Source organism: Microcoleus sp. Pol8_D6 (assembly GCF_036700965.1).
Taxonomy (GTDB): Bacteria; Cyanobacteriota; Cyanobacteriia; order Cyanobacteriales; family Microcoleaceae; genus Microcoleus.
Genome location: NZ_JAUBPW010000007.1, coordinates 14,186 through 36,618, shown reverse-complemented (window position 1 = coordinate 36,618; position 22,433 = coordinate 14,186). Strand labels below are relative to the sequence as shown.

General features: G+C 45.1%; 22 protein-coding genes. 10 read left to right on the top strand and 12 right to left on the bottom strand.

Features of this window, described 5'->3' with window-relative positions; all coding sequences use genetic code 11:
* Positions 1-183: 183 nt before the first annotated feature.
* Together QUA10_RS04730 and QUA10_RS04725 are read right to left on the bottom strand one after the other, a co-directional pair.
* Positions 184-672, bottom strand: a complete 489-nt coding sequence (locus QUA10_RS04730) for a hypothetical protein (RefSeq protein WP_333082191.1) — start codon at positions 670-672, stop codon at positions 184-186.
* A gap of 169 nt (positions 673-841) precedes the next feature.
* Positions 842-1,870: an isochorismatase gene (locus tag QUA10_RS04725; RefSeq protein WP_333082192.1), complete on the bottom strand. Its 1,029-nt coding sequence runs from the start codon at positions 1,868-1,870 to the stop codon at positions 842-844.
* A gap of 78 nt (positions 1,871-1,948) precedes the next feature.
* On the opposite strand from QUA10_RS04725, the gene QUA10_RS04720 reads away from it, so the two are divergent.
* Both QUA10_RS04720 and QUA10_RS04715 read left to right on the top strand, forming a co-directional pair.
* Complete coding sequence (locus QUA10_RS04720; RefSeq protein WP_333082193.1) at positions 1,949-2,680, top strand: TVP38/TMEM64 family protein; 732 nt, start codon at positions 1,949-1,951, stop codon at positions 2,678-2,680.
* Between the two features lie 16 nt (positions 2,681-2,696).
* A complete protein-coding gene (locus tag QUA10_RS04715; protein WP_333082194.1) occupies positions 2,697-4,232 on the top strand; it encodes a mercuric reductase in 1,536 nt (511 codons plus the stop codon).
* 144 nt (positions 4,233-4,376) lie between these two features.
* Here the strand turns inward: QUA10_RS04715 and QUA10_RS04710 are convergent, their stop codons facing one another.
* From QUA10_RS04710 to QUA10_RS04700, 3 genes are all read right to left on the bottom strand, one after another.
* On the bottom strand, positions 4,377-4,967 hold the full coding sequence (locus QUA10_RS04710; protein ID WP_333082196.1) for a Uma2 family endonuclease: 591 nt from the start codon (positions 4,965-4,967) through the stop codon (positions 4,377-4,379).
* 70 nt (positions 4,968-5,037) lie between these two features.
* Positions 5,038-5,886, bottom strand: coding sequence for a phosphatase domain-containing protein (locus tag QUA10_RS04705; protein ID WP_333082197.1), 849 nt, complete (start codon positions 5,884-5,886; stop codon positions 5,038-5,040).
* 220 nt (positions 5,887-6,106) lie between these two features.
* The gene (locus QUA10_RS04700) at positions 6,107-7,192 is read right to left on the bottom strand and encodes an RNA ligase (protein ID WP_333082198.1); all 1,086 of its coding nucleotides are present in this window, start codon (positions 7,190-7,192) and stop codon (positions 6,107-6,109) included.
* A gap of 190 nt (positions 7,193-7,382) precedes the next feature.
* On the opposite strand from QUA10_RS04700, the gene QUA10_RS04695 reads away from it, so the two are divergent.
* Together QUA10_RS04695 and QUA10_RS04690 are read left to right on the top strand one after the other, a co-directional pair.
* Positions 7,383-7,943, top strand: coding sequence for a hypothetical protein (locus QUA10_RS04695; protein ID WP_333082199.1), 561 nt, complete (start codon positions 7,383-7,385; stop codon positions 7,941-7,943).
* A 147-nt stretch (positions 7,944-8,090) separates the two neighbouring features.
* Positions 8,091-9,143, top strand: coding sequence for a hypothetical protein (locus QUA10_RS04690; RefSeq protein WP_333082200.1), 1,053 nt, complete (start codon positions 8,091-8,093; stop codon positions 9,141-9,143).
* A gap of 205 nt (positions 9,144-9,348) precedes the next feature.
* Here the strand turns inward: QUA10_RS04690 and QUA10_RS04685 are convergent, their stop codons facing one another.
* Positions 9,349-9,474, bottom strand: coding sequence for a hypothetical protein (locus QUA10_RS04685; protein WP_333082201.1), 126 nt, complete (start codon positions 9,472-9,474; stop codon positions 9,349-9,351).
* A 226-nt stretch (positions 9,475-9,700) separates the two neighbouring features.
* On the opposite strand from QUA10_RS04685, the gene hemC reads away from it, so the two are divergent.
* From hemC to glgA, 3 genes are all read left to right on the top strand, one after another.
* A complete protein-coding gene (gene hemC / locus QUA10_RS04680) occupies positions 9,701-10,672 on the top strand; it encodes a hydroxymethylbilane synthase (RefSeq protein WP_333082203.1) in 972 nt (323 codons plus the stop codon).
* Positions 10,673-11,032: 360 nt separating this feature from the next.
* On the top strand, positions 11,033-11,857 hold the full coding sequence (locus tag QUA10_RS04675) for a S1C family serine protease (protein ID WP_333082204.1): 825 nt from the start codon (positions 11,033-11,035) through the stop codon (positions 11,855-11,857).
* Positions 11,858-12,265: 408 nt separating this feature from the next.
* A complete protein-coding gene (gene glgA, locus QUA10_RS04670; RefSeq protein ID WP_333082205.1) occupies positions 12,266-13,693 on the top strand; it encodes a glycogen synthase GlgA in 1,428 nt (475 codons plus the stop codon).
* A gap of 119 nt (positions 13,694-13,812) precedes the next feature.
* Here glgA and QUA10_RS04665 read toward each other — a convergent pair whose 3' ends face one another.
* The 3 genes from QUA10_RS04665 to rnc (QUA10_RS04655) all read right to left on the bottom strand — a co-directional run bounded on the left by QUA10_RS04665 (position 13,813) and on the right by rnc (QUA10_RS04655) (position 16,402).
* Positions 13,813-14,241: a DUF1824 family protein gene (locus tag QUA10_RS04665; protein ID WP_333082206.1), complete on the bottom strand. Its 429-nt coding sequence runs from the start codon at positions 14,239-14,241 to the stop codon at positions 13,813-13,815.
* Positions 14,242-14,460: 219 nt separating this feature from the next.
* Positions 14,461-15,153 (bottom strand): ribonuclease III, encoded by a 693-nt coding sequence (rnc, locus tag QUA10_RS04660; RefSeq protein ID WP_333082207.1) that lies wholly within the window; start codon positions 15,151-15,153, stop codon positions 14,461-14,463.
* 46 nt (positions 15,154-15,199) lie between these two features.
* Positions 15,200-16,402, bottom strand: a complete 1,203-nt coding sequence (gene rnc, locus QUA10_RS04655; RefSeq protein WP_333082208.1) for a ribonuclease III — start codon at positions 16,400-16,402, stop codon at positions 15,200-15,202.
* 274 nt (positions 16,403-16,676) lie between these two features.
* On the opposite strand from rnc (QUA10_RS04655), the gene QUA10_RS04650 reads away from it, so the two are divergent.
* From QUA10_RS04650 to QUA10_RS04640, 3 genes are all read left to right on the top strand, one after another.
* Positions 16,677-17,036 carry a hypothetical protein gene (locus QUA10_RS04650; protein ID WP_333082209.1) on the top strand — a complete coding sequence of 120 codons (360 nt, stop codon included), beginning with the start codon at positions 16,677-16,679 and terminating at the stop codon, positions 17,034-17,036.
* Between the two features lie 74 nt (positions 17,037-17,110).
* Positions 17,111-17,365 carry a hypothetical protein gene (locus tag QUA10_RS04645; RefSeq protein WP_015176458.1) on the top strand — a complete coding sequence of 85 codons (255 nt, stop codon included), beginning with the start codon at positions 17,111-17,113 and terminating at the stop codon, positions 17,363-17,365.
* 380 nt (positions 17,366-17,745) lie between these two features.
* Complete coding sequence (locus QUA10_RS04640; protein ID WP_333082210.1) at positions 17,746-17,889, top strand: chlorophyll a/b-binding protein; 144 nt, start codon at positions 17,746-17,748, stop codon at positions 17,887-17,889.
* Between the two features lie 192 nt (positions 17,890-18,081).
* On the opposite strand, the gene QUA10_RS04635 is transcribed toward QUA10_RS04640, so the two are convergent.
* The 3 genes from QUA10_RS04635 to QUA10_RS04625 form a co-directional block, all read right to left on the bottom strand.
* Positions 18,082-18,297 carry a hypothetical protein gene (locus tag QUA10_RS04635; protein ID WP_333082212.1) on the bottom strand — a complete coding sequence of 72 codons (216 nt, stop codon included), beginning with the start codon at positions 18,295-18,297 and terminating at the stop codon, positions 18,082-18,084.
* Between the two features lie 787 nt (positions 18,298-19,084).
* Positions 19,085-19,477, bottom strand: a complete 393-nt coding sequence (locus QUA10_RS04630; RefSeq protein ID WP_242715629.1) for a response regulator — start codon at positions 19,475-19,477, stop codon at positions 19,085-19,087.
* A 359-nt stretch (positions 19,478-19,836) separates the two neighbouring features.
* On the bottom strand, positions 19,837-22,404 hold the full coding sequence (locus tag QUA10_RS04625) for a PAS domain S-box protein (protein WP_333082214.1): 2,568 nt from the start codon (positions 22,402-22,404) through the stop codon (positions 19,837-19,839).
* Positions 22,405-22,433: the final 29 nt, after the last annotated feature.

Sequence of the window (22,433 nt, the reverse complement as noted above, 5' to 3'; positions counted from 1 at the left end):
CAACCGCAGAGGCAAGAGGAATTGTGCAGTTTTTGTTTAAACAATAGTTGATCCATCCGTTCCTAGCGATCGCAAAAATTCGCTCGCACCTTCGTAGCATGGCTGCCAGAAATTACCGTAAACGTAGGCAGTTGCATCTAATTCCTCCTATATTTTTACGGTCGATCGCACCTTGATCACGCCTCACCGTTTTTGACAATTGGTAACAGTTGAATCGCTCATTTTAGGCTCAGACAGCTTGACTTCCCATCCAGGTAAATTCCACCAATTAACTCGCTGATTCGGCTGAATCCAGAAGTTTAGTTGTGTAATCTTACCATCCTCAAATCTGAGTGTGGGAAAGTTAGGATAACTGGTATCATCAGTTTCGCGATAAGTGCGTCCCAGGTAATTTAGGCAGGTAGTTAATCCCTCAGTAATTCCCAATTCTTCGACTCCCGTTCCCTTCAATTTGGCATCATCGTAGCTGAAAGAACCGTCGAATGAATTGCCCGCTAGCCCGCCTTTGGTAACAGTGATGGTGAAATCGTAGGTGACGGGAACTGCGTAGGCTTGGGTTGCATTTACAACTGTGCTCAGAATAGTAGTGGCGATGGCCACCGATAGTTTTGAAATTGCTCGCACACTCGCATCCCGAAACAGAACAACACTATAAATTTTGTTTTCAGCCATCGGGAAACTCCTTAACTACGCTTCTGTCGTAAGTGATTTACCGGATATGATATCATACGTAATCAGTTCAATGCGATCGCAATCGAGTGCCAAGCGAACAAAAATTACCGCATCTGGTTAATCATGTATACTTTTGTGCACTGAAAACCGCGAGAGAAAATACTCGTCTTTAATCCCCCAGAATTAACTGAGTAGATTGAACAATATTCATTCCCGCCGCCGCAAAATTTTGATAAGCTGCATCTGCTTGTTCTGTAAAATCAACAACACCCGGAACCACCACAGGCGAAGTGCAATCTTCCAGCAAATAAACCTTCTTTGCCAAATTCGGATCTCGCGCCAAAATTTCCGTTAACAAATCATCAATTGTCCAAGCAACGCAGTGACTTTTGGCTTGTCCGGCAATAATTACTGCATCAAAATCAAGTAATTTATCAATAAACTTAGCATTCTTTTCCGCAATCGGATTGCCGTCGAATCCATCTAAAACTTCTGGCCGCAAAACCGAATAGTTTTCTGTCAGCGGATTACCGCCTTTGATTTCAAAAATTGCTTGGCTGTTGCGGGCTATAGTATGAAAAAATATTGCTTCTTCCACCGCCGAAACCAGGGCGTGTCCGATGCCACCTAACATTGAGTGATAGGGCCAAATTGTTAGGGGATATTTCCCATCGGCGCTGAGTTTTTTGACGTAGTGGCAAGCCTGTTTTTCCAGTGCTGAAAAATTCCCCCCGCTGATGCTATCGGCGACGGCGGGATTGACTTTCCAGATGCCTTGCTGCACGTCTTCTAAAGTAATTGATGTGGCGGCGGGTAGGGGGTGTTCGCCAGCTTCGTTGATCCAAAAGATTGGATGAAAAATTTGCAAGGCGGTGTGGGTATCCATTGTGGGCGCAATGGTTGTAATTGCATTTAAATTACGGTAAATAAATTCGCACAGCCGCAGGTTGTCATCGACAGCACCACTACCGGAACGGCCACCAACAAATAGTTCAAATTCGGGCAAACAAAAGGTATTTTGGGCATCGATTATCAGCAAACAAATGCGGTTTGTGTCGCTGGATGCTGGCTGGATGGTGTGCTGCTTTGCCCAATCTTTCGCTTGGGCGGCACGTTCTCGGTAGGGGACTCGCCAGACTTCGCCTACTTTTTTGGGGTCAAAATGTTCGGGGATTGGGAGTTGGGCTTTTGGTGTCATAACCTATTGCTTGTATGGGAGTTGACAGTAATAATTTAAGTTTGGAGTATAATGCTGATAAATATTTGCGGGTGAATCATGGCAAAAGAACGAATCCAAGATTATGCTAGGGTAAAATTTAAACGCATAGTGTTGTTTTTTTCGATCGCACTTTTGCTTGCTATCTTAATTGTAGCAACTAGATCTACCTACGTTCAAGATGTTTTGAGAACTCTGTTAATGCGGATCGAGGATTTAGGGTGGTGGGGGCCAGTGGCTTTTGTAGCTACTTATAACTTGGCTACTGTGCTGTTTGTACCGGGTTCGGTACTGACGCTGGGAGGGGGGGCGATTTTTGGTTTGTGGTGGGGTTCGGTTTACGTCTTTGCGGCGTCCACTTTAGGTGCTGTATTTGCTTTTGCGATCGGGCGCTATTTGTGCCGCGATCGCGTGGTAAAATATATGGAATCTCACCCCAAGTTTAAAGCTCTCAATCGCGCAGTTTCCCAACAAGGATTAAAAATAGTTTTTTTGACTCGTCTTTGTCCTTTATTTCCTTTCAATTTATTGAATTACGCTCTGGGAATCACTCAAGTTTCTTTGAAAGATTACGTATTAGGTTCCTTTGGCATGATACCGGGTACAATTATGTACGTTTACTCCGGTTCTTTGGTGGGAGAGGTGGCTGCGATAGGAACAAAAACTGTATATGCAAGTCCTCAAGATTCCGCAGTAAAATGGTTGATTAATATTATCAGTTTTCTTGCTACTGTCGCTGTTACTATCTTGATCACTCGGATAGCGAGCAAAGCTTTGGAAAAAAGTATTTAATTAGGAGAATTTTCCCATGCTGCAGTCAAAAGTTGATCGCGTAACAGTTCCCCCGATGGACGAACACAACCAGAAATTAGTCTCCTATTTGCATCCGCCCGATTGGGTAAATCCGCAGCCGGCTAGTTCTTATAATTTAGTAGTAATTGGCGCGGGACCCGCCGGATTAATTGTTGCTGCAGGTGCGGCCGGTTTGGGCGCGAAAGTTGCTTTGATTGAAAAACATTTAATGGGTGGCGACTGTTTGAATGTCGGTTGTGTACCGTCAAAAGCTTTAATTCGATCGTCCCACACTGTCGGCGATATATGGGAAGCAAGTAAATTTGGTGTTAATGTTTCGGACAGTGTAGAAGTGGATTTTGCCGCTGTGATGGAACGGCTGCGCCGCATCAGGGCGGGAATCAGCGATGTTGATTCTGTTCAACGCTACCAGCACAAATTAGGAGTTGATGTTTTTTTAGGTTCCGCTCGTTTTACTAGCAATAATACAGTAGAAGTTGCAGGTCAAACTCTCCGGTTTAAAAAAGCAGTAATTGCCACAGGTGCAAGGGCGCTACAACCACAAATTCCTGGTTTACCAGAAGCTGGATATCTGACAAATGAAACTGTATTTAACCTGACAGAAAGACCTCAACGTTTGGCAGTAATTGGGGCAGGGCCGATCGGCTGCGAATTGGGTCAAGCCTTTCGGCGGCTGGGTTCGGAAGTCGTATTGCTGCACAAAAATGCTCAGATTTTAGACAAAGAAGATGCGGATGCTGCTAAAATCGTGCAGGAGGCTTTTGTACGGGAAGAAATTCAACTAATACTAGAATCCCAAATAGAGCGCGTTGAGCAAACAAATGCAGGCAAAGTAATTTATTATAAATCTCAAGGTAAGGAAGCATCGGTAACAGTAGATGAAATTATTGTGAGTACAGGGCGATCGCCCAACGTCGAAGGATTGAATCTGGAGGCGATCGGCGTTGAATACGATACACACACAGGTTTATTTGTCAACGACAATTTGCAAACTACTAATCCCCGCATTTATGCCGCAGGCGATATTTGCATGAAACATAAATTTACTCACGCTGCTGATTTTGCCGCGAGAATGGTAATTCAAAACACTCTATTTTTCGGGCGCAAAAAGCTCAGCGCTTTGACGATACCTTGGTGTACTTATACAGACCCGGAAATTGCGCGCGTCGGAATTGGGGAACACGATGCTAAGGAAAAAGGCATTGATATCGATACGTTTTTGATTCCTTTCGATAAAGTCGATCGGGCAATTATTGACGGCGAAGAGGAAGGATTTGTGAAAATTCACGTCAAAAAAGGCAGCGATAAAATATTAGGTGCAACTATTGTAGCGCGACACGCTGGGGATATGATTAGCGAAATTACTTTAGCAATGGTTAACAATATTGGTTTAGGAAAAATTGCTAGCACAATTCACCCGTATCCGACACAAGCTGATGCAATTCGGAAAGCGGGAGATGCTTACAATCGCACTCGTTTGACGCCGTTTGTGAAAAATTTGTTTAACCGCTGGCTGGCTTGGACGCGATAGATAAATAATTGTGGAACAGGTATCTTGCCTGTTCATTATCGGCTTTTATGGGCGGCGTCGAAGCCCACCACAAAATAAAATTCACTCTCTGTGGAACAGGCATCTTGCCTGTTCATAAAAAAAGCTGCCAAATTAGGTGTGTTTTTATCCTTCTGTTTCTGTTTCTGTTTCCAATCCAACACCTTCATACAAAAGTGCGATCGGCAAATCAAACCCAATACTTGATAAAGTGATAATCTCCCCAGCAGTGTAAGAATAGTACAGCCACATTCGGCCCTCTCCCCGACAATAACGCTCAACGAAAATCTTTTGTGAATCAATCAAGATATACTCTTGCAAAGTCGGAATTTTCAGGTAACAAGTAAATTTTTCATCCCTATCTTTAGCACTTGTACTGGGTGAAAGAACTTCGACAATTATTTTAGGATTCTGAATGAATGTGCGGGAATTGAGGTCTTGAGGGTCGCAACTGACTATCACATCAGGGTAGTAGTAACGGCTTTGAAAACTGACTTGCAATTTCACATCTGACACGTTCATCCGACAGCCTCTGGAACGCAGATGCGGGTACAAGTTCCTGTAAAAGTTGAGTGCAAGATCGTTATGGGGAATTGTACTGCCCGTCATGGCAAAAACTTCGCCGTTGACATATTCGTGGCGAATCTCTTGTTGAGCTTCCCATTCGAGATATTCCTCAACGGTCATTTTTTGGGGCGCTTCGGGAATGGCTATCATAACAAAATTTTTTGTAATGTTACTTTGATTATAGCATTAGGCATGGGACAATTGTCATAAAAACCATAGGTCAAAAATCCCCTTCATCTACTTGAAATACAGTCAATCCCAAGCCTCTCCACATATCAACAACTTGCTGGCGATCGTCCAACACAAACTTAACATTATATTTCCCTTCAATATGTCGCCGATAGAACTCCTCTTTAATAATCGCATCCTTCCTCATATCTCCGGTTTTCCGCATATAAAGAGTGGCATAATTAACCTCATACTGCTGCAACCATTTTTCAGTTTGAGGCTGACAGTCATCTGTGCGACCCGACACTACAATAATATTAACGCTGGACTGCCACTTGCGAACGGTATCTAAGACGGGCTGATTGGGCAAATCGCGATCGCACGTAGAAGCATCAAAAGGATTTCTGCCGTTGAGAAGTGCCAGGGTACCGTCCATATCGACAATAATTGCATCCGGCAAATCCGGGTTATATTCCGGCGGCGCAACGGGAACACGCACGTACTTATTGTACATCTTCATAATCACATCTTTGCCCACCGAATTAAGTCTTTTCAAATCCCGTTTAATACATTCCTCTACCGGAACTTGGAGAAAAGAATCATTAACTTCCACAACAGCTTTACCTTTAACCAACTCCTTGATATGCTCGATGTGAGGGCCAAAATTAGTATCATCAACAATGACGTGTTTGCCACTTTCCAAAGCCATCAAAATAATCGTATCTCTCAACTTCACAATAAACTTTTCATTTGCAGGCGACCAATGAGAAGCGTGAGCCATTTCTCTGAGCAAATCTTTATTGCTACGCACCCACTTTGCAGGTTCCGACAGCAGTAATTCCCTAGCAAATTGAGATTTTCCAGAAGCAGGCAAACCGACAAGTACAATAACTCTTTTCATGGTAAGTAGAAGGAAGAAGGAAGTTCGGCAACGGATTCTGTAACGGATGTAACGGATGTCACGAAGAAGGAATAATGCTCATACAGCAAGCTTTTTAGTCACCTGTATCTTAGGTTTAATTAGGTGCATTTACTTCTTTATTTCCTCACCTAAATATAATGTTAATTTTCGTTTGTAGTGAAGATTTTAGGCCTCATTCAAGAAACGACTGTAGTCGTTATTACAAACCTAGATGGATGTAATCTAAACCCAATAGCTCCTCTATTTTATGGATCGTAACATCACGGAGAGCTTCTTTCACTCCCGCAACTCTTCGGGCCCGCAAAGAAAACAAAATCCCGGAATACGGCAAATGTTTTACAGCTAATGCAAAATCTTTCTGAACTTCGATATGTTCGTGCTGTCGGTAAGCTTCCTCGATTTCTTCAACCAAAGATTGATATTTGTCCTTAACTTTTTGATACAACTCACTCCACTCAGGAAAATAAGCTAAAAACTCTTCTCCTTCATTAGTTAAAACAATTTCTATCAGGCGGCGGGTCGAAAACCCTTCGCGCAGATGGGAAATCGCCACATACTGCGGAGACTTAACTTTAACTCTGTTGAAGTTAGCATCGCAGATAATATACCCTTCCGAATCCATCGGATCTAAATGTTGAGCCGCTTCAAGAACTTCTTTCCAGCTAGTTAAAGGATAGGATGCGACCAATTCCCAGCCGTATTTATTGGTCCAAAGACTCGGGTCTGTTTCTACCAGCGTTTGAGTGTTGCGAACCCCGTGCAACACGATTTGATTGTTTTGTTGCTGCACAACTATTCTATTGTAAGGCGTCATCAATTCAAATATAAAACACTGGTCGGTTTCTTGTGGCAATTGATATCCTAATTCTTGCCAGACTTTCCAAAAAAGTTCGGCAAAGCTGAACCCAAAACCGTTAACTTCGCCGGCGGCGTCGGGAGTGCCGCTAGATTGCACTCTCCATTCTCCCTTGTAAAAATACAGTACAGTCAGAGAACCGTCTAGTTTTTCATAAACTTTGGCATTTCTCCAATCAATTGCAGCGGCGTGAATTTCTCCGTAATTAAAAAATTTGTCGTAGGGATAAGAAACTATCTGCCAATCTTGAGATGAATCTAAAATAATGCCTCGGCACTGCTGGACGATTTTTTCGCCCAGGGGAGATTCTATCTGGGAGTATTTCAGACAGACTAAATCGGGATATTGGCGGTGGCGGGTAACTTTGATATGATAAGTTTCGGACAAAGTTTCCAATCCGTGCTGGCGCAAATACTCTTGCAGTTCCACGATCGACTCCTAAATTGCTCGCCTTCTCTATATTATAGATAACTTCATATTCTGGCAACCTTGTCAAGATAGTCAAAAAACATTTTTCCCGGAAAAGCGAGTGTTAATTTGGTATTTTGAATTATGGTTGTACATACGTGAATGCGGTTCGCCGCCCAACTAAACTATTGGAATATTAAGGGAAAAGACCGTGAAGAAGAAATTATTACTTTTGGCTACTTCTGCTTGTGTATTGACGGCTTTAGTACCTCCATCGGTTGTTTTTGGATCTTCGCAATTGTCGCACCGACAATCGGGAACAACACAAATTGCTCAAGGAGGCACTGCGTTTCCGGTAAATGAAGTTTTGCGAAAGTTAAAAGGCAAAACGCAAGTGCCTATTTTTATTCCCAGCAGGATTCCGGTTTCGCAAAAAATGTACTATCCAACTACAGCACAAGCAAACAGCTATAGTATTTCAATCGAGTATAAACCCGATTGTGGCGGTACGACTGTTTGCACTTTTGGGTCAATTCAAGGTCAAAAAGGTGGGGAGTTTACTACAAAACTAGAAGGGGTAACTAAGACGTTAAAAAATGTCAAGCTTGCGGGCGGAGTGAAAGGAGTTTTTCATAACGGTTGCGGGGCTTACTGCACAGCAACTCTTGAGTGGAAAACTCAGGGTTTTATGTATACCGTAGCCATTAAGAACGGACGAGAATCGGATTTAATTTTAATAGGAAATTCTGCTATTCAAGCTGGGAAGCGTTAAGTTTGGCAGTCGGGGAGGCACAACTTCTATATGTAGGGTGCGTAAGGGCGCACCTTACCGTTATTGTATGATATATCTTAACTCGCACTCGCCCCTTACAAGATGCTATTGTTTTTTTTGCGCTGACCTACTTAGGGGGAAATCAGGATGAGGGGAAGATGGCTATTTGCGGCGATTTTTGCTTGTGTGGTAACTGCTTTTACGATTCCCTACCCTTCGGGAACCCCTGCGGGGAACGGGATAGCTTCGCTTCACGCACCTTTGACACCAAACTCAGCGTTAGCAAGGACTGAACTCCCGATTACAGAAATCCGCTGGTTTAATTATTCCCCTGAAGATAGCTGGCAACCGATACAATTTATTGTGCCCGATCGCAACACTGCAACATCTGCCGGCGGCCGCAAGTTGCGGTTGTACGATGTTCATATTGCCAAGATGTTTGAGATTTCTCATTTTCTGTGCGATCGCGCTCGGGCTTCTGAGGGTTACAATTGGTCTTATCAAGCAGAAAATGGCAGTATTGAGATGGGACGCTTCAAAATTACCTGCAATCTCGCCCGTTCCATAGCAACAGCTTACGGCTTAGGAAAACCCGAAATTACAGTGATTCGCCGCAACTTCAACCTGAAGAACGGTCGCCCTTCTTTTGCGCTAGAAAAATACTCGATTCCCACTCTCAACATTGCTAAAAATAGAGTTGTGCAGTGGAGGGATTTTGTGCAAAAGTTTCCCTCAATCCCCGATAACTCAGGTGCAAAACAGGCTAACAGTCGTTTTCCTGCGAGTAACATCTTCAGACAAATCAAAGGCAAAACGCGAGTGCCTATTTTTCTTCCGAGTAGACTTCCTTTATCTGACATTCAGCAACTTGATTTTGATGTGCAAGCCGGTGCCAACGGTTACATTGTGGGAATGTATTTAGGCAAAGGATGCCGTGCGGGAGCTTGTTATTTCGGCACAATCGAAGCTAAAAGAAATGAACCGTTTTCGCCTCCTTCGCGATTGCCGCAGGATACTTACAGAAGCGTTGAATTGGCGGGCGGATTCAGGGGGATTTATTTCAATAATTGCGCTGCTTACTGCACTGCTTTTGTTGAGTGGCAAAGGCTAGGGGTGCTGTACCGAGTCACAAGGAAAAACGCACGGCAGCAAGAAGTTGTCCAGATAGCAAATTCTGCACTTCAAGCAGGACAGCGTTAAATTTTGGTTAGAAATGGAAAAGGTACCCGCCAGCGAAGCTATCTTCCCGCAGCCGTTCCCGAAGGGTAGGGAATCGCCCTTTTGTCAAGGAAGCTGGTAAAAATAAATACGATCGACCTTTTCCCCTCACAGCTACATTTTTCTCTCCCAATCTCGCAACTTTTGAGCTAATTCTTTCTCGCTGCCGCTAAGCTAACTCCTCATGTCAACCAGGTTCATCCGGCTCGACCCTAGGTAAATCGTACATCGCCGGCAGCCTTTGCTTCGGAATGTCGATCGCCCCCGTGCCAGCGACGCCCAATGCAGGATGGGAAACATCATCAAGACTCACTGCTACTGGCAGTCATACGATTTTAGATTTTAGATTGGCAAGGGCTTATTATGTAAAGGTTTGGAGCTTGCCTGCCGTTGCATCCTTTGTTCAAACAGGCGGTCAAAATCTGGTATTTCTATTTGATCGCCCGAATTATCCCAACCAGCAATTAAAGTCCCCACCTGCGGTACGCTAGATCAGGTGAATATATTGGCTGATTTCAAGCTATCCTCCGATCGATCTTATGTCCCCAACCACATCTGCCCCTTCCCGAACCGTTCGCATCGGTTCCCGCAAAAGCCAACTCGCTCTCGTGCAAACCCACTGGGTGCAAGAACAGCTACAGAAACACTTCCCGCAACACACTTTTGAAGTCCACACCATGTCCACCCAAGGGGACATAATTCTTGATGTCGCCCTCGCTAAAATTGGCGATAAAGGACTTTTCACTAAAGAATTAGAAACGGGGATGATTAACAATGAAACGGACTTTGCCGTTCATTCCCTCAAAGATTTGCCTACCAATTTGCCCGAAGGTTTAATTTTAGGATGCGTCACCGAACGGGAAAATCCCGCTGACGCCCTGGTAGTTCACTCTAAGCACAAAGACAAGCAACTCGATACCCTCCCAGAAGGTTCAGTAATCGGCACTTCTTCCCTGCGGCGGCTGGCTCAACTGCGACACCATTTCCCTCATTTTGAATTTAAAGATATTCGCGGCAATCTCAATACTAGACTCGCTAAATTAGATGAGGGCGGTTACGACGCGATTATTTTAGCAGTTGCCGGCCTCGAAAGATTGGGAATGGGCGATCGCATCCACCAAATTATCCCTGCTGATATCTCCCTTCACGCCGTAGGACAAGGTGCTTTGGGCATCGAATGCCGCGCCGGAGACACAGAAATCATGGCAGTGATTAAAGCTCTCGAACACTCGGAAACCGCCCAAAGATGTTATGCTGAACGCGCATTTCTGCGGGAATTAGAAGGCGGCTGTCAAGTGCCGATCGGCGTCAATACCAAAATAGAAAACGGTCAATTAACCTTAACCGGAATGGTATCGAGTCTCGACGGCCAGCGATTCGTCAAAGATACTGTTTCCGGCGCCGCCGAGACTGCTGAAATGCTGGGAATTGACCTCGCTCACCGACTGCGCCAACAGGGTGCTAGTGCAATTTTGGAGGAAATATTTGTCGAAGTTCAACGTGGTTCATAAAACCGATCCGCATCTGTTTGTAAATGCTTTGAGACGCAATATATCGCCTTTTGTAAAATAAAAATAACAGGCGGTTTGCTTTGGCTTTCACAGGTAGAGTAGCAGTCTGATTGTAGATTTTTGATGGGATTTTAGGTAGGACTTGTGCGATAGATTTCAAAAATATCTGACTAATTTAGGACGCTCCGCACGGGTGTTAAGCAACCCGGTTTCTGATGTAAGTCTCGCTGTATAGCCCAAGATTTATGGTAAAAACCGGTTTTTTTTTTCGTAAGTCCTATAATTCTTAACATCCCCATCCACCATCTACAATCAAACATCCAAAATTAATCAGCAATTTATTTCAGGTAAAAGCCCAATATGAGCGCTAGAGAAATTCAATTAAAGCTGGAATTGAAAAAGGTTCAGCAACTATATAGCAAAATGCAAGCAGACCAACAAGCTTTGCAGAAGCAATTGAAAGAGTTCAAAACTCAAGCAGGAAATTTTTCTGATGTAGTCGAGCAAGTCTTGCCGTCCTTAGTTTCAATTTACGTCATGGATTGGGATACAGAAGAAGAGATTTCTTCTGGAAGTGGGTTCTTTGTATCGCCGGACATAATTGTCACGAACTATCACGTTGTAGAAGATATTGCCGATCAAGATTACTTCTATGAAGAAGATGAAATCGAACAGGTTTTAGTCGAAACTCACGACGGAAAATTGAGATTGGCCGAGGTGGTGTTTACTGGTAATGCTGAAGAAGATTTAGCATTACTCTTAATTAGCGATTTTACCTTCGACCCGAACACAGGGGAACAAGTGGACTCTCCCCAAGAATATCCTCCCCTAGAGTTGTCTTTTGATGTGAAAGTGGGAGATAGAGTAATTGCCGTCGGCAATCCTTTGGGGCAGTTTGCTTCAACTGTAACTCAAGGTATTGTGAGTGCAATTCGCGAACCAGAGGAATATGAGGAAGGCGACGATGAAGATGATGTTGCTGAGGTGAAGGTGTTGCAAACTGATGCGGCGATTAATCCGGGAAATTCTGGCGGCCCGTTGATTAATATGGCTGGTCAAGTGGTTGGTGTGAATACCTGGGGATTGGAAGATGCCGACAGTATTAATTTGGCGATCGCCTCGGAAGCTTTGGATGATTTTCTAGCGGGATTTGAGGAGACTTTTGAGGACAATTCTCAGAATTAGTCGGGAGTTTCCGTAATATATGATTCGGGCGATCGACCTTTTTCTGAGAGGGGATGGAAAAGGCGATCGCTATTTCCTTAATTACATTACTGATGGCTTTGCGTTGAGTTTTACTAATGCGTAAAATTTCTCAAACAGCATACTATTTTTGATGTTTACCGTCACTCAGAAAGTGACATATAAATTTGATTAGATCCTGAAAATTGTCGCGGGAGGGAAGTCCCGGCGATCGCTATTTTGTTCACCGCACAGCAACGCGGATGGAAAAAGGGCGATCGCATTCTTGAGTAAACTGCGATCGCTACAGCAACTCAGATTTATAGTTGTTTTTGGCAGGCGCGTTAATATTGTGCCACTCGCCATTTAAACTTAATCTAGACTAACAATCTCAAGGAACACAAAAAAATAATGCGTATTTTATTTGTATCCGCCGAAGCATCACCCCTCGCCAAAGTGGGCGGTATGGGCGATGTCGTCGGCGCTTTGCCGAAATTTCTGCGGCGCATGGGCCACGATGTCCGCATCTTCATGCCCTACTACGGTTTCGTCCCCGACAAAATGGACGTTCCCAAAAAACCTGTTTGGGATGGGTCTGCCATGTTCCAAAGCTTCTCGGTGTTTGAAACTGTTTTGCCGGGAACCGATGTACCTTTATACTTATTACAACATCCATCCTTCTTGCCGCGCCGCGTTTACGGCGGTGTAGATGAAGATTGGAGGTTCACTTTCTTTGCCAATGCTGCGGCTGAATTTGCCTGGAATCATTGGAAACCCCAAATTATCCACTGTCACGACTGGCATACGGGGATGATACCTGTTTGGATGAGCCAAGACCCCGATATCAGCACGGTTTTTACTATTCACAATTTAGCTTATCAAGGGCCGTGGCGCTGGCGTTTGGAGCAGATGACTTGGTGTCCTTGGTATATGCAAGGTCACAATACAATGGCTGCCGCAGTACAGTTTGCCGATCGAGTAAATACAGTTTCACCGACTTATGCCGAGCAAATCAAAACCCCAGCTTATGGGGAAACTTTGGAAGGTTTGCTGTCTTACCTTGGCGGTAAAGTATCGGGCATTTTGAACGGAATTGATACAGAATCTTACAACCCAGCAACTGACAAGTACCTCCATCAACAATTTAGTGTTGATACTATTGAAAAGCGCCCCGCTAATAAAATTGCGCTGCAAGAAGAAGTCGGCTTGGAAGTAAATAAAAATGCCTTTTTGATCGGCATGGTGACGCGGCTGGTAGAACAGAAGGGATTAGATTTGATAATTCAAATGCTCGATCTGTTCATGGCCTATACCGACGCTCAATTTATTGTACTCGGAACGGGCGATCGCTACTACGAAACCCAACTCTGGCAAATGACAGCCCGCTATCCCGGTCGGATGTCCACCCAACTACTTTACAACGAGGCTCTCTCCCGGCGCGTTTACGCAGGCTGCGACAGCTTCCTGATGCCCAGCCGTTTCGAGCCCTGCGGCATCAGTCAAATGCTCGCCCTCCGCTACGGGTGCGTGCCAATGGTTCGCCGTACCGGCGGTTTAGTCGATACCGTTTCCCACAACAACCCGATCGACAATACTGGTACCGGTTACTGTTTCGATCGCTACGAACCCCTCGATTTGTTCACCTGCATGATCAGAACTTGGGAAGGTTTCCGCTACAAAGATAAGTGGAGAGAACTGCAACAGCGTGGCATGAGAGAAGATTTTAGCTGGGATATTTCGGCCCGGAAATACGTCAACTTGTACAGCGATATTTTGGGATTGCCGCCCGAAGGAACCGCACCGGAACCAGAGGCAGAATTGATCGTTGGCAAGGGTTAATTAGTAATGGGTAAGTTGACTGTTGACAGTTGACTGGTGACAGTTGACTGTTGACAGTTGTTATTTGTTAGTTTTTGGTTCCAATGCCCAATGCCCAATGCCCAATGCCCAATGCCCAATTAATCAATAAATAAATCGAGAGGTAAATGACCGTAAGTGCCAGTAACTCCATCTTCTGAGGCAGATTGACACGACACCAAAACGCCCCGGTAAGTTCCGGGATAGCCGTCAACATAATACGACCCCTTCAAAGTATTGAACTTAATATAAACCGAACCCGCAAAGGTCGAGACAGCATTGGAATCTAAAACAGCTTGATATCCCAAAGCTTTCAAATAAGCTTCTAAAGCTAAAAACCCCTCATCCGTAGAAGAAGCGCACACTCCCAACATTTGATAATCCGACAAACTTGCTACCAGCAAAATTGCTTGGCGGAGTGCCTTTTTTTCCAGCGGCGATGCTACAGATTGCATATCTAGACAAGTGAAATCTTTGAGGATTTGCTGTGCTTCTTCAACAGTTAGGGCAGTCGGGTTGTGAGTAGACATGAATTGCTCTGATATTTCCCAAAATTACGATCGACAATCGGGCACTCGTCAACGAATTTCTGTCATTGCAACCCTCAATCGACGGCGGTAACACTTGCACAAGTCCTGATTATAGCCGATTGTGTGCTCTGGCAATCAATTCGGGCGATCGTCTTCAATGGCTTCGCCAACGCCCGTATCGCAGGAAAAAGTTAGTAGTTTTTACCCCCGTTTTCAAGTTTAGATCAGTCCGGGTTTTTTCAGTTTTGCTAGCGCATCTTCAGCAGCATTTTTCTCAGCATCTTGTTTGCGACGGCCCCGGCCAACACCGTACATTTTATCCATGACATACACTTGAGCAGTGAACTCTTTGGCATGATCTGGGCCTTCCTCGTCAATTATTGAATATTCCGGGTTTTGGCCGAATTTTGCCAGAGCCCACTCCTGAAATCGATTTTTAGAGTCTACAAGGTTTTTTTGCTCAGTATCGGACTGAGGATAAACCATGCTATCAGCAACTGGAATAAACAGCTTTTTTACAAAGGTGCGGACAGATGTCATGGTTGAGTCGAGATAGTACGCGCCAATAATCGCTTCAAAAGTATCGCAAAGCAAAGAGGGATTTTGGCGACCTTTATCTCTTTCTGCCCCTTTTCCCAGGCGCATTAACTTGCCTATACCTAGTTGCTCAGCAAACTTTGCTAGCTGATCCTGATCGACTAATCCAGAGCGCAAGCGAGTTAATTGAGCTTCGGTAAAATCTTCATAGCGCTTGTACAAGATTTCGCCGACTAGATAACCTAACAGGGCGTCGCCGAGGAATTCTAGTCGCTCGTTGTGTTCGCCTGCTTCGGGGTGTTCGTTAAGGTAGGAACGGTGAGTGAGTGCGCGAATGAGGAGTGATTCATTTTTAAATTTGGGAATTTTGTACATTTTTATGTCTTGACTTGCTGAGAAATTAATAGCATCGAAAACGTCTCTATATTAGCCGGACTTCTCTCAGTGCGTCTTCAGCCGCACGTTTTTCAGCTTCTTTTTTACTGCGACCACTTCCTTGACCGTACACCTTACTATTTACGCGCACTTCAACAGTAAATTCTTTAGCGTGATCTGGCCCTGCCTCGTTGATTGTGATGTATTGAGGGGTAATTGGCCCGATATTCTGCTGTACCCATTCCTGAAACCGATTTTTTTGGTCTCCAAGAATGTTAGAGTTCGGTTCTGACCCAGAAGAAATAAGTTCTTCCACTACTGGCGTAAATAGCGGTTCTACAAAATCGCGGACTGCCTCAATGCCAGAATCGAGAAAATATGCGCCGATAATTGCTTCAAAAGTATTGCTGAGCAACGACTCTTTAGCAGTACCTCCACTTGTTGCTTCACCCCTGCCTAGCAGCATCCACTGGCCGATATCCAAGGCGACAGCAAACTTTGCCAATTGCTTGTCTTCCACCAACAAGGAACGCAGGCGAGTTAGATCGCCTTCATTTTTATTTGAGTAATGGCGGTAGAGATATTGGCCACTTAGAAAAGTCAGCAAGGCATCGCCTAGAAATTCTAATAGCTCGTTGTCTTTGCTGACTGCTTTAGGATTTTCGTAAAGGTAAGAGCGGTGAGTGAGTGCCTGATTTAGCAGATCGGCTTCCTGAAAAGGTAGCCGTTTTAGTAAATCGCTCAATCTTTCTCTAATGCGGTCTTCTTCAGCAGAAAAATGGCGATTTTCTTGACGAGTTTGTTCTTGAGACAGGAGTTGCAGGACTTCTTGCTGTTGCTTTTCTACTTCTTTAATATCGGCTTGTGGTGCGGAAACAGCTTTTAGTAGTCGGGCAATACTATCCAGGGCGCGATAGGTGTTAGCGGTGGAAAATGGGACTTGGTGTGCCCAATCGTTGCGGACTTGGATAAGTTCAGTTACCAAGCCGTTTCCTGTAGAATTTAGCTTTTCGTGGAAAACTTTATCCCACTGCTTTGACATGACTAACAGCAGCATCGCAACATCTTCACTAAGAATACTGTCTGCTGATTTTTGTTTCAATGGTTTATGCTTAGGTAAGCAGGACTTAGCCTCTTTTTCCCAGCTAGTGCTGTAAAATCCCTGCATTTCCTGTTTAAAATAAGGATACAATCCCTGACATAAGAGGTTTAAAGCTCTGTCAACTCGTTCGCGATTGCTAATAGCCATATGTTGTTTTTACTTGCCTTTCTTATTGCTACATTCAGAGTTGTGAGTTTTTCGTAAAAGCTGATTTTTTCAATAAACTGGCTTATATTTAATTAGTTTATAATCTTTTGCCGATCGCCCTGAACGATCGACTGCTGCGGAGGAAGTCTGCCAAGTGCGAGCGTTTCTTCATTCTGCACGATCGTCGCATCAATTCTCAGCTATAGTCTATTAGGGGAAATTTTACACCAAATGGGATGATACCATAATCCTAAAACAGTGTAATTTTTACCCTATGTTGCGAACTTGCAGAACGTCGCGACGCGACAAATGGTTTAGCTGGCTGAGTGAGTCAATGGAAGCTTGGGATTTTTGCCGTCGGTGGTTCCACGCCACACAAGAAGAAGAAAAAGCCAGAGGCTACAAAGCGCGTTGCAACCTGCTTCTGGTAAAGGTTTTAGGCGTTAATATTGATGCGGTCAAGCGGTGGGGGCCGGGTTTTGAAAAAATGCCAGACCACCACAAGCGTACTTTGTCATACGCTGACACGCTGCGAGAGATGATAGAGGTTGCTGGCAAAAATGAAGATTTTTTGGAGGAGGTACTAGAACGAATCAAAAAAAAATCTAAAAAAATAGGGGAATATTTACACTAAATTGGTGGTATCAAGCGGGCTGGGTGTTGTATTTTTTGGATGTAGCACTCAACTAGCAAAAGCCTTTAATCACTGTGACACAGAGTTTTTTATCCAATTCCAGCAGCGACGCCATTCAACTTCCCGCGTCCCTGCTAACTCCCGACGCAGCAAATCCTGAGAAAGAACCCCTCAAACATCTGCTGATAGGTTCTCCCCAAGCTGTCAGGAGTACAATTTACCTACTCCACGCGCGCGGGTACGCTGAGGTTGGTGTCTGGAGTCCCCTGCTACCAACTGCTAAAAGTGGTGAGGTGATGAGTATTTTTGTGAAATACCTTCGCATCTAATAGATTCAGATTGCATAATGCCCCGGAATTATGCTGTGTGCGAAACAATTAGGGTTTGCTCTTCCGGGGCACTCCAGGCGGAGTGTCACTAGATTTTTGCTATTTTATATTAACTAAAAATTATTTTTCTGACATCCTTCGACCTACGCGCCCTGACTTCAGAAACCCGGTTTCTACGAAATTTTGCGACGAGTCACGAAAAATACAAGAAGAAACCGGGTTTCTCGCCTCCGATGCGATCGCCCGCGAGCCCCTCTCCGTGGGGGATCATCCCGCTGATCTCCGGCATTTGAACAGTCAATGTAAAAATATGTTGCAAACTTTGTACTGCTATGTTAAGTTTAGTTACATAAGGTTGAAATTAAACGAGGTTTCTGGTCATGGAAAACAAAAACGCAAAAGTTGGCTTCACTGAGTTTGCTGAAACCTGGAACGGCCGTTTGGCAATGTTGGGCTTCGTTATCGGCTTAGCTACCGAATTCCTCACCGGTCAAGGCATTCTCTCTCAAATCGGTTTGATGTAATCAGCTTAACTGCATACAATAGCTGAAATTCAGGCGATCGACCCCATCACAAGTGCAAAAGCCCCCCCGCTAATAAGTCCCCTTCACTTCACACCGAAGGGGCTTTTGCATTTTTTATCCAAAAATCCCACAGAGGGCACAAACAAAAATCTTTTCTGTCTCAATATTTATCGCCAGACTAACTCCAGCAAACTAAGCAATTCCTACGGAATCCAAAATCCTCAATTTAGGAGTCAAATTCGCAACCTTCACCAAACCGTCGCGTTTGTGAGTGCGGGCGCTGTTACTACGTAAAATCATCTCCGACAGATCCGGCATTTCCTGCCAGCAGTGCGAGCAGAACCAATAAACGCGATTGTGGCGAGCGTGGCGGAGCAATTGAGAGGAGCAACAAGGGCAACTATTCATGATATTTTAAACCTTTTTTGAAGATATGGAGCGATAACCCAATCATTAGAGAGATTCACGAATGCCTGCACATCTCAATTCCAGGCACAAAAATAAAAAATCTTTTTCACTCACAGCTTTGAGTGTCACGCAAGTAGCACTTTTGAAGGCCCAACAGTAACATTACAATCAAAAGCTGAACACTCCAAGGAGCCCAAGAGAAACCCCAAATAAAACAACCCAGCCCGGCCCAAGCCACAAGAACAAAAATATCTTGAGAGGTTTGCCAGTAAACCCAGACTGCTGCCAGAGAAACTATTAGTAGCAAAATGTAAGCTGAGGGCATAGTCGTCTTCTCCCAATGTGTCTGCCAACAGTCAGGAGCGATCCCTGACGTTCTGCTTAAACATAAAACTAAAACCTGAAGAACTTATGAAGACGAGTGAGTTGTTACAAAAAGTAAAATAATCCTGCTAGCTTATATTTTCCCGATATATCAGTAGGAATACTGTTCTCATGGCTGAGGCCGAATTCGGTTAAATTAACTCACTACCCATAGGGATTTAGGCATCCCTAATTGGTATCAACTTCACCCCAATACCAACAGGGTTGAAACTGATACCCGACTGAGGTTTTTAGTCTTAAGCTGACAGGACGAAAGGTACGGCGCCTAAGTCGCTACATATATCCTGTCCGATCGCCCCGATTGGATCTAAGGAACCATACCAAAGAAACCAAGTTTTTTTAACTTTCTTTGCCTGCGAAACTACTGCTTGAAAAGCTGCACAATTCAATGCGCGCGATCGATCTATTCTTGCTCCCAGCCCAAAGCCTCAGCGACCTGAGCGGCCAAAAACATCGGTTCAAAAGGTTTAGCAATCACGCTCACCACCCCCAAATCCGCGAACATTCGCCTGTCCCCAGCCAGAGCCTTAGCCGTTAATAAAATTACCGGAATGTGCTGCGTAGCATTATTAGCTTGTAACTGTAAAAAAGTAGTAGGCCCGTCTTGGTCGGGCATCATCACGTCCAATAGAATAGCATCAGGCTGTTCGGCAAGAGCCTTAGCAACACCCTCGCGACCCGAACTCGCTGTCAGGACTTCCCAGCCCCCCACCAGTTCAAGACTGACTTGAGCTACTTCCCGAATATCTTCCGCATCGTCAATAACCAAGATGCGCTTGGCAGTCAAAATTAACATTTTTTTATGAATGAGAACTGATCATAGATTAGATGCGAAATGTGAATATTTTGTAAAGCAAATTATCTTACCAGATCGGACTGTACAGTAAATTTTCAAAACTGTATAGCAAATGTTGAAGGAAGAAGGAACAAGGAAGACCTAAGTTGTTATCGACAGCCAGGGTTTCAACTAAGATCGTCCTAACCGTCTGGCGCAGTTGCTGTACAATATCCCACCCAAAAATAGCCGCTTTTCGACCTCAAATTGTGCTTTTTGTCCCCAGTCCCCAAACTGCAGAAAAGGCTGAGATTGTTTATCGATGATTTGATCGAACAATCTACACAAAATCAGTAACTTTGGGTACACCTGCGTAGAAATTAACTTTCACTTGCCAGCCCCTCCGTCAGAAGTGGCAGACTTAAGAAAAAAGTGCTGCCCTCCCCCACAACGCTCTCCACCCACATCCGCCCCCCGTGCTGCTGCACGATACTGCGACAAATAGCCAGCCCCAAACCAGTACCTCCCTTCTGGCGAGAATCAGAAGCATCAACTTGTTGAAAGCGTTCAAAAACCATCTCCAGCTTGTCTGGCGGAATACCCCGCCCTTGGTCTTTCACAGCAATCACGATGTACCACGAGCTCGGAACTGGCAAATGCGGAGGCGCGGCGGCAGGCTCAGGAGATAACAAAGACGGAGACGACACCAACTTGTGCGCTGCTTTTTCTGCCACATCCAGATTGTGGGTCAACTCCCCACTCAGCCAAACCGTAGCGCCGGAGGGAGAAAATTTTATAGCATTACTGAGTAAATTTGTCAAGGCTTGAATTAGCCGATCGGGAACAGCTTCCAATTGCGCCCGCACAGGCTTCACCGACAGAGTAACTCCCGCCTGCTGAGCCATTCCCTGCATCTCGTCAGCCGCCTGCAACATCAGCTCAGCCACATTGCAAGTTTGTTTGATGACAGTGCTGTAACTCGACTCCATCCGCTCTAAATCCAGGATGTCGTTGACCAACCGCACCAAGCGGTCAGTATTAGTGACAGCAATCTCCAGCATCCGCTTAGCTTTTTGGGGGTAAGCGTCCAGCAGACCGCTGTTGAGGAGGCCGAGGGCGCCGTGAATTGAGGTCATGGGCGTCCGCAGTTCGTGGCTGACAACAGAGATAAATTCATCTTTCATGCGCTCGACGGCAAGCCGCTCCGTTATATCTTTAAAATTCACCACAGCTCCAATAATTTCGCCTTCTTCTCGCATCGGAGCGACAACGTACTCAACCGGAAAACTGCTGCCGTCTCGCCGCCAAAAAATCTCATCGGTGACGCGCCGCGCCTCTCCGTCTTCCAAGGTGGCTAAAATTTGAGAACTTACCCGGTTCGGCAGCAGTTTGCCCGCCTGCTGTGCGGCGCAGTGTGGGACAAGTTCAGAGCCTGAATTGATCTTTGTTGCAGGTGACAGTTGCTTGATGGCCCTTGAGCATTCTTCCTGTGCACGGTGTAAGCTTTCATAGAGTGGTCGATCAATCAATTGCTTCGATTCACACCCAGCCATTCTCACCGCCGCAGGATTGACAAAAGTTACTTTTCCCTCTTTGTTCAACCCGCAAATTCCTTCTCCTGCGGAGAACAAAATCATTTCTGTTTGGTGACGGAGTTGTTCAAAGGCTTTTTCGACTCGCTTGCTGTCGCTGATGTCGCGAGAGATTGTCGAAACCCCCGTTACCGCTCCAGTGGCGTCTTTAATCGGAGAAATCGTCAGGGAGACATCTATCTGTTGACCATCTTTCCGCAAGTGTACGGTTTCGTAATGGTCGATGCTGGCTCCCGCCCTAATATTTTCCAATATTTGAGGCATTTCCTTGGGTCGTTCGGGTATGGCTAAAATCTCGATCGACTGGCCCTTGATTTCCGCAGCACAGTAGCCGTAAATCTTCTCTGCTCCTGAGTTCCAGCTCTGAATTGTCCCCGCGAGGGTTTTGCCGACGATGCCGTCGTCGGAAGACTCAACAATCGACGCCAAGCGCACGAGTTCGTCTCTAGTTTGCTTGTGTTCGGTAATGTCGCGACCCAAAATCACTATACTTTTGCGTCTCCCGTCGGGGTGAAATACGGGTACTTTAATCACGTCGTAGATTTTCACAGTACCGTTTGAGCGGAGAATTACTTCTTCTCCCCTAGAAAGCTCGCCTTTTTCCCACGCTTCTCTATCGCTAACCTCGCACGCCTGTAGGGCCTCGCGGTAAAAACTGCTGAGTTCTCCTAGTTGAGAATCTTTGAGACCGCGGTAGTCTATTTTTTCTAGGTCGAACACTTCCAAAATCGCTTGATTTGCCTCCAGCCACCTGCCCTCGCCATCTTTGAAGCAGACAATATCTGGCATGGCATTGATCAGCGAGTTGAGATAGGAGTTTTCTCGCAGTGCAGTTTCTACCTCCGCCCGCTTGGCGATTTCCCGTTGCAGGTTTTCGTTTGCCATTTGCAGCGAGTCCTTTAACAAACTTTCTGTAAAATTCCGTTCTTTAATTACTTCTTGAAGTCTGTGGAGTTCTACCGACAGTCGCCTGCGGGCCAACAAATTCTCTACCCGCAAGTGCAGTTGGGTGGGTTCGACAGGACTTACTATCACCTCGTCTATTCTGCGTTCGAGTTGTTTAATCTGCTGCGAAAATGGCTGCTTAGCAAGAGCAGGCGTTTGGGATTTACTAACCAGCAAGAACGGTAAAAATATCGGCTCGGCGGCAGTTTTTAATGCTTCTACCAGCGGCCCGATGCGATCGAAATTTGCCTCGTCGAGAATGCACAAGTCAAAAGCGATTTGGGAAATGGGAAATTCGGAGTTGGGATCTAAAGCGCGATCAAGTACGATCACCTCATGCTCGGTGTTGAGGTGGGCGATCGGCAAATTAAGTTGTTGGTGGCGATCGACCAATAGTAAAATGCGGCTCATGAGTTTGTTAATTTGCCCATGCCTAATGA

Excerpts from the sequence above, each read along its gene's own strand:
- QUA10_RS04675 (WP_333082204.1), top strand. The coding sequence starts at position 11,033 with ATGAGCGCTAGAGAAATTCAATTAAAGCTGGAATTGAAAAAGGTTCAG.
- rnc (WP_333082207.1), bottom strand. The coding sequence starts at position 15,153 with ATGTACAAAATTCCCAAATTTAAAAATGAATCACTCCTCATTCGCGCA.
- QUA10_RS04720 (WP_333082193.1), top strand. The coding sequence starts at position 1,949 with ATGGCAAAAGAACGAATCCAAGATTATGCTAGGGTAAAATTTAAACGC.
- rnc (WP_333082208.1), bottom strand. The coding sequence starts at position 16,402 with ATGGCTATTAGCAATCGCGAACGAGTTGACAGAGCTTTAAACCTCTTA.
- QUA10_RS04690 (WP_333082200.1), top strand. The coding sequence starts at position 8,091 with ATGAGGGGAAGATGGCTATTTGCGGCGATTTTTGCTTGTGTGGTAACT.
- QUA10_RS04710 (WP_333082196.1), bottom strand. The coding sequence starts at position 4,967 with ATGATAGCCATTCCCGAAGCGCCCCAAAAAATGACCGTTGAGGAATAT.
- QUA10_RS04715 (WP_333082194.1), top strand. The coding sequence starts at position 2,697 with ATGCTGCAGTCAAAAGTTGATCGCGTAACAGTTCCCCCGATGGACGAA.
- QUA10_RS04625 (WP_333082214.1), bottom strand. The coding sequence starts at position 22,404 with ATGAGCCGCATTTTACTATTGGTCGATCGCCACCAACAACTTAATTTG.
- QUA10_RS04730 (WP_333082191.1), bottom strand. The coding sequence starts at position 672 with ATGGCTGAAAACAAAATTTATAGTGTTGTTCTGTTTCGGGATGCGAGT.
- glgA (WP_333082205.1), top strand. The coding sequence starts at position 12,266 with ATGCGTATTTTATTTGTATCCGCCGAAGCATCACCCCTCGCCAAAGTG.
- QUA10_RS04705 (WP_333082197.1), bottom strand. The coding sequence starts at position 5,886 with ATGAAAAGAGTTATTGTACTTGTCGGTTTGCCTGCTTCTGGAAAATCT.
- QUA10_RS04635 (WP_333082212.1), bottom strand. The coding sequence starts at position 18,297 with ATGAATAGTTGCCCTTGTTGCTCCTCTCAATTGCTCCGCCACGCTCGC.
- QUA10_RS04725 (WP_333082192.1), bottom strand. The coding sequence starts at position 1,870 with ATGACACCAAAAGCCCAACTCCCAATCCCCGAACATTTTGACCCCAAA.
- QUA10_RS04650 (WP_333082209.1), top strand. The coding sequence starts at position 16,677 with ATGTTGCGAACTTGCAGAACGTCGCGACGCGACAAATGGTTTAGCTGG.
- QUA10_RS04640 (WP_333082210.1), top strand. The coding sequence starts at position 17,746 with ATGGAAAACAAAAACGCAAAAGTTGGCTTCACTGAGTTTGCTGAAACC.
- QUA10_RS04630 (WP_242715629.1), bottom strand. The coding sequence starts at position 19,477 with ATGTTAATTTTGACTGCCAAGCGCATCTTGGTTATTGACGATGCGGAA.
- hemC (WP_333082203.1), top strand. The coding sequence starts at position 9,701 with ATGTCCCCAACCACATCTGCCCCTTCCCGAACCGTTCGCATCGGTTCC.
- QUA10_RS04665 (WP_333082206.1), bottom strand. The coding sequence starts at position 14,241 with ATGTCTACTCACAACCCGACTGCCCTAACTGTTGAAGAAGCACAGCAA.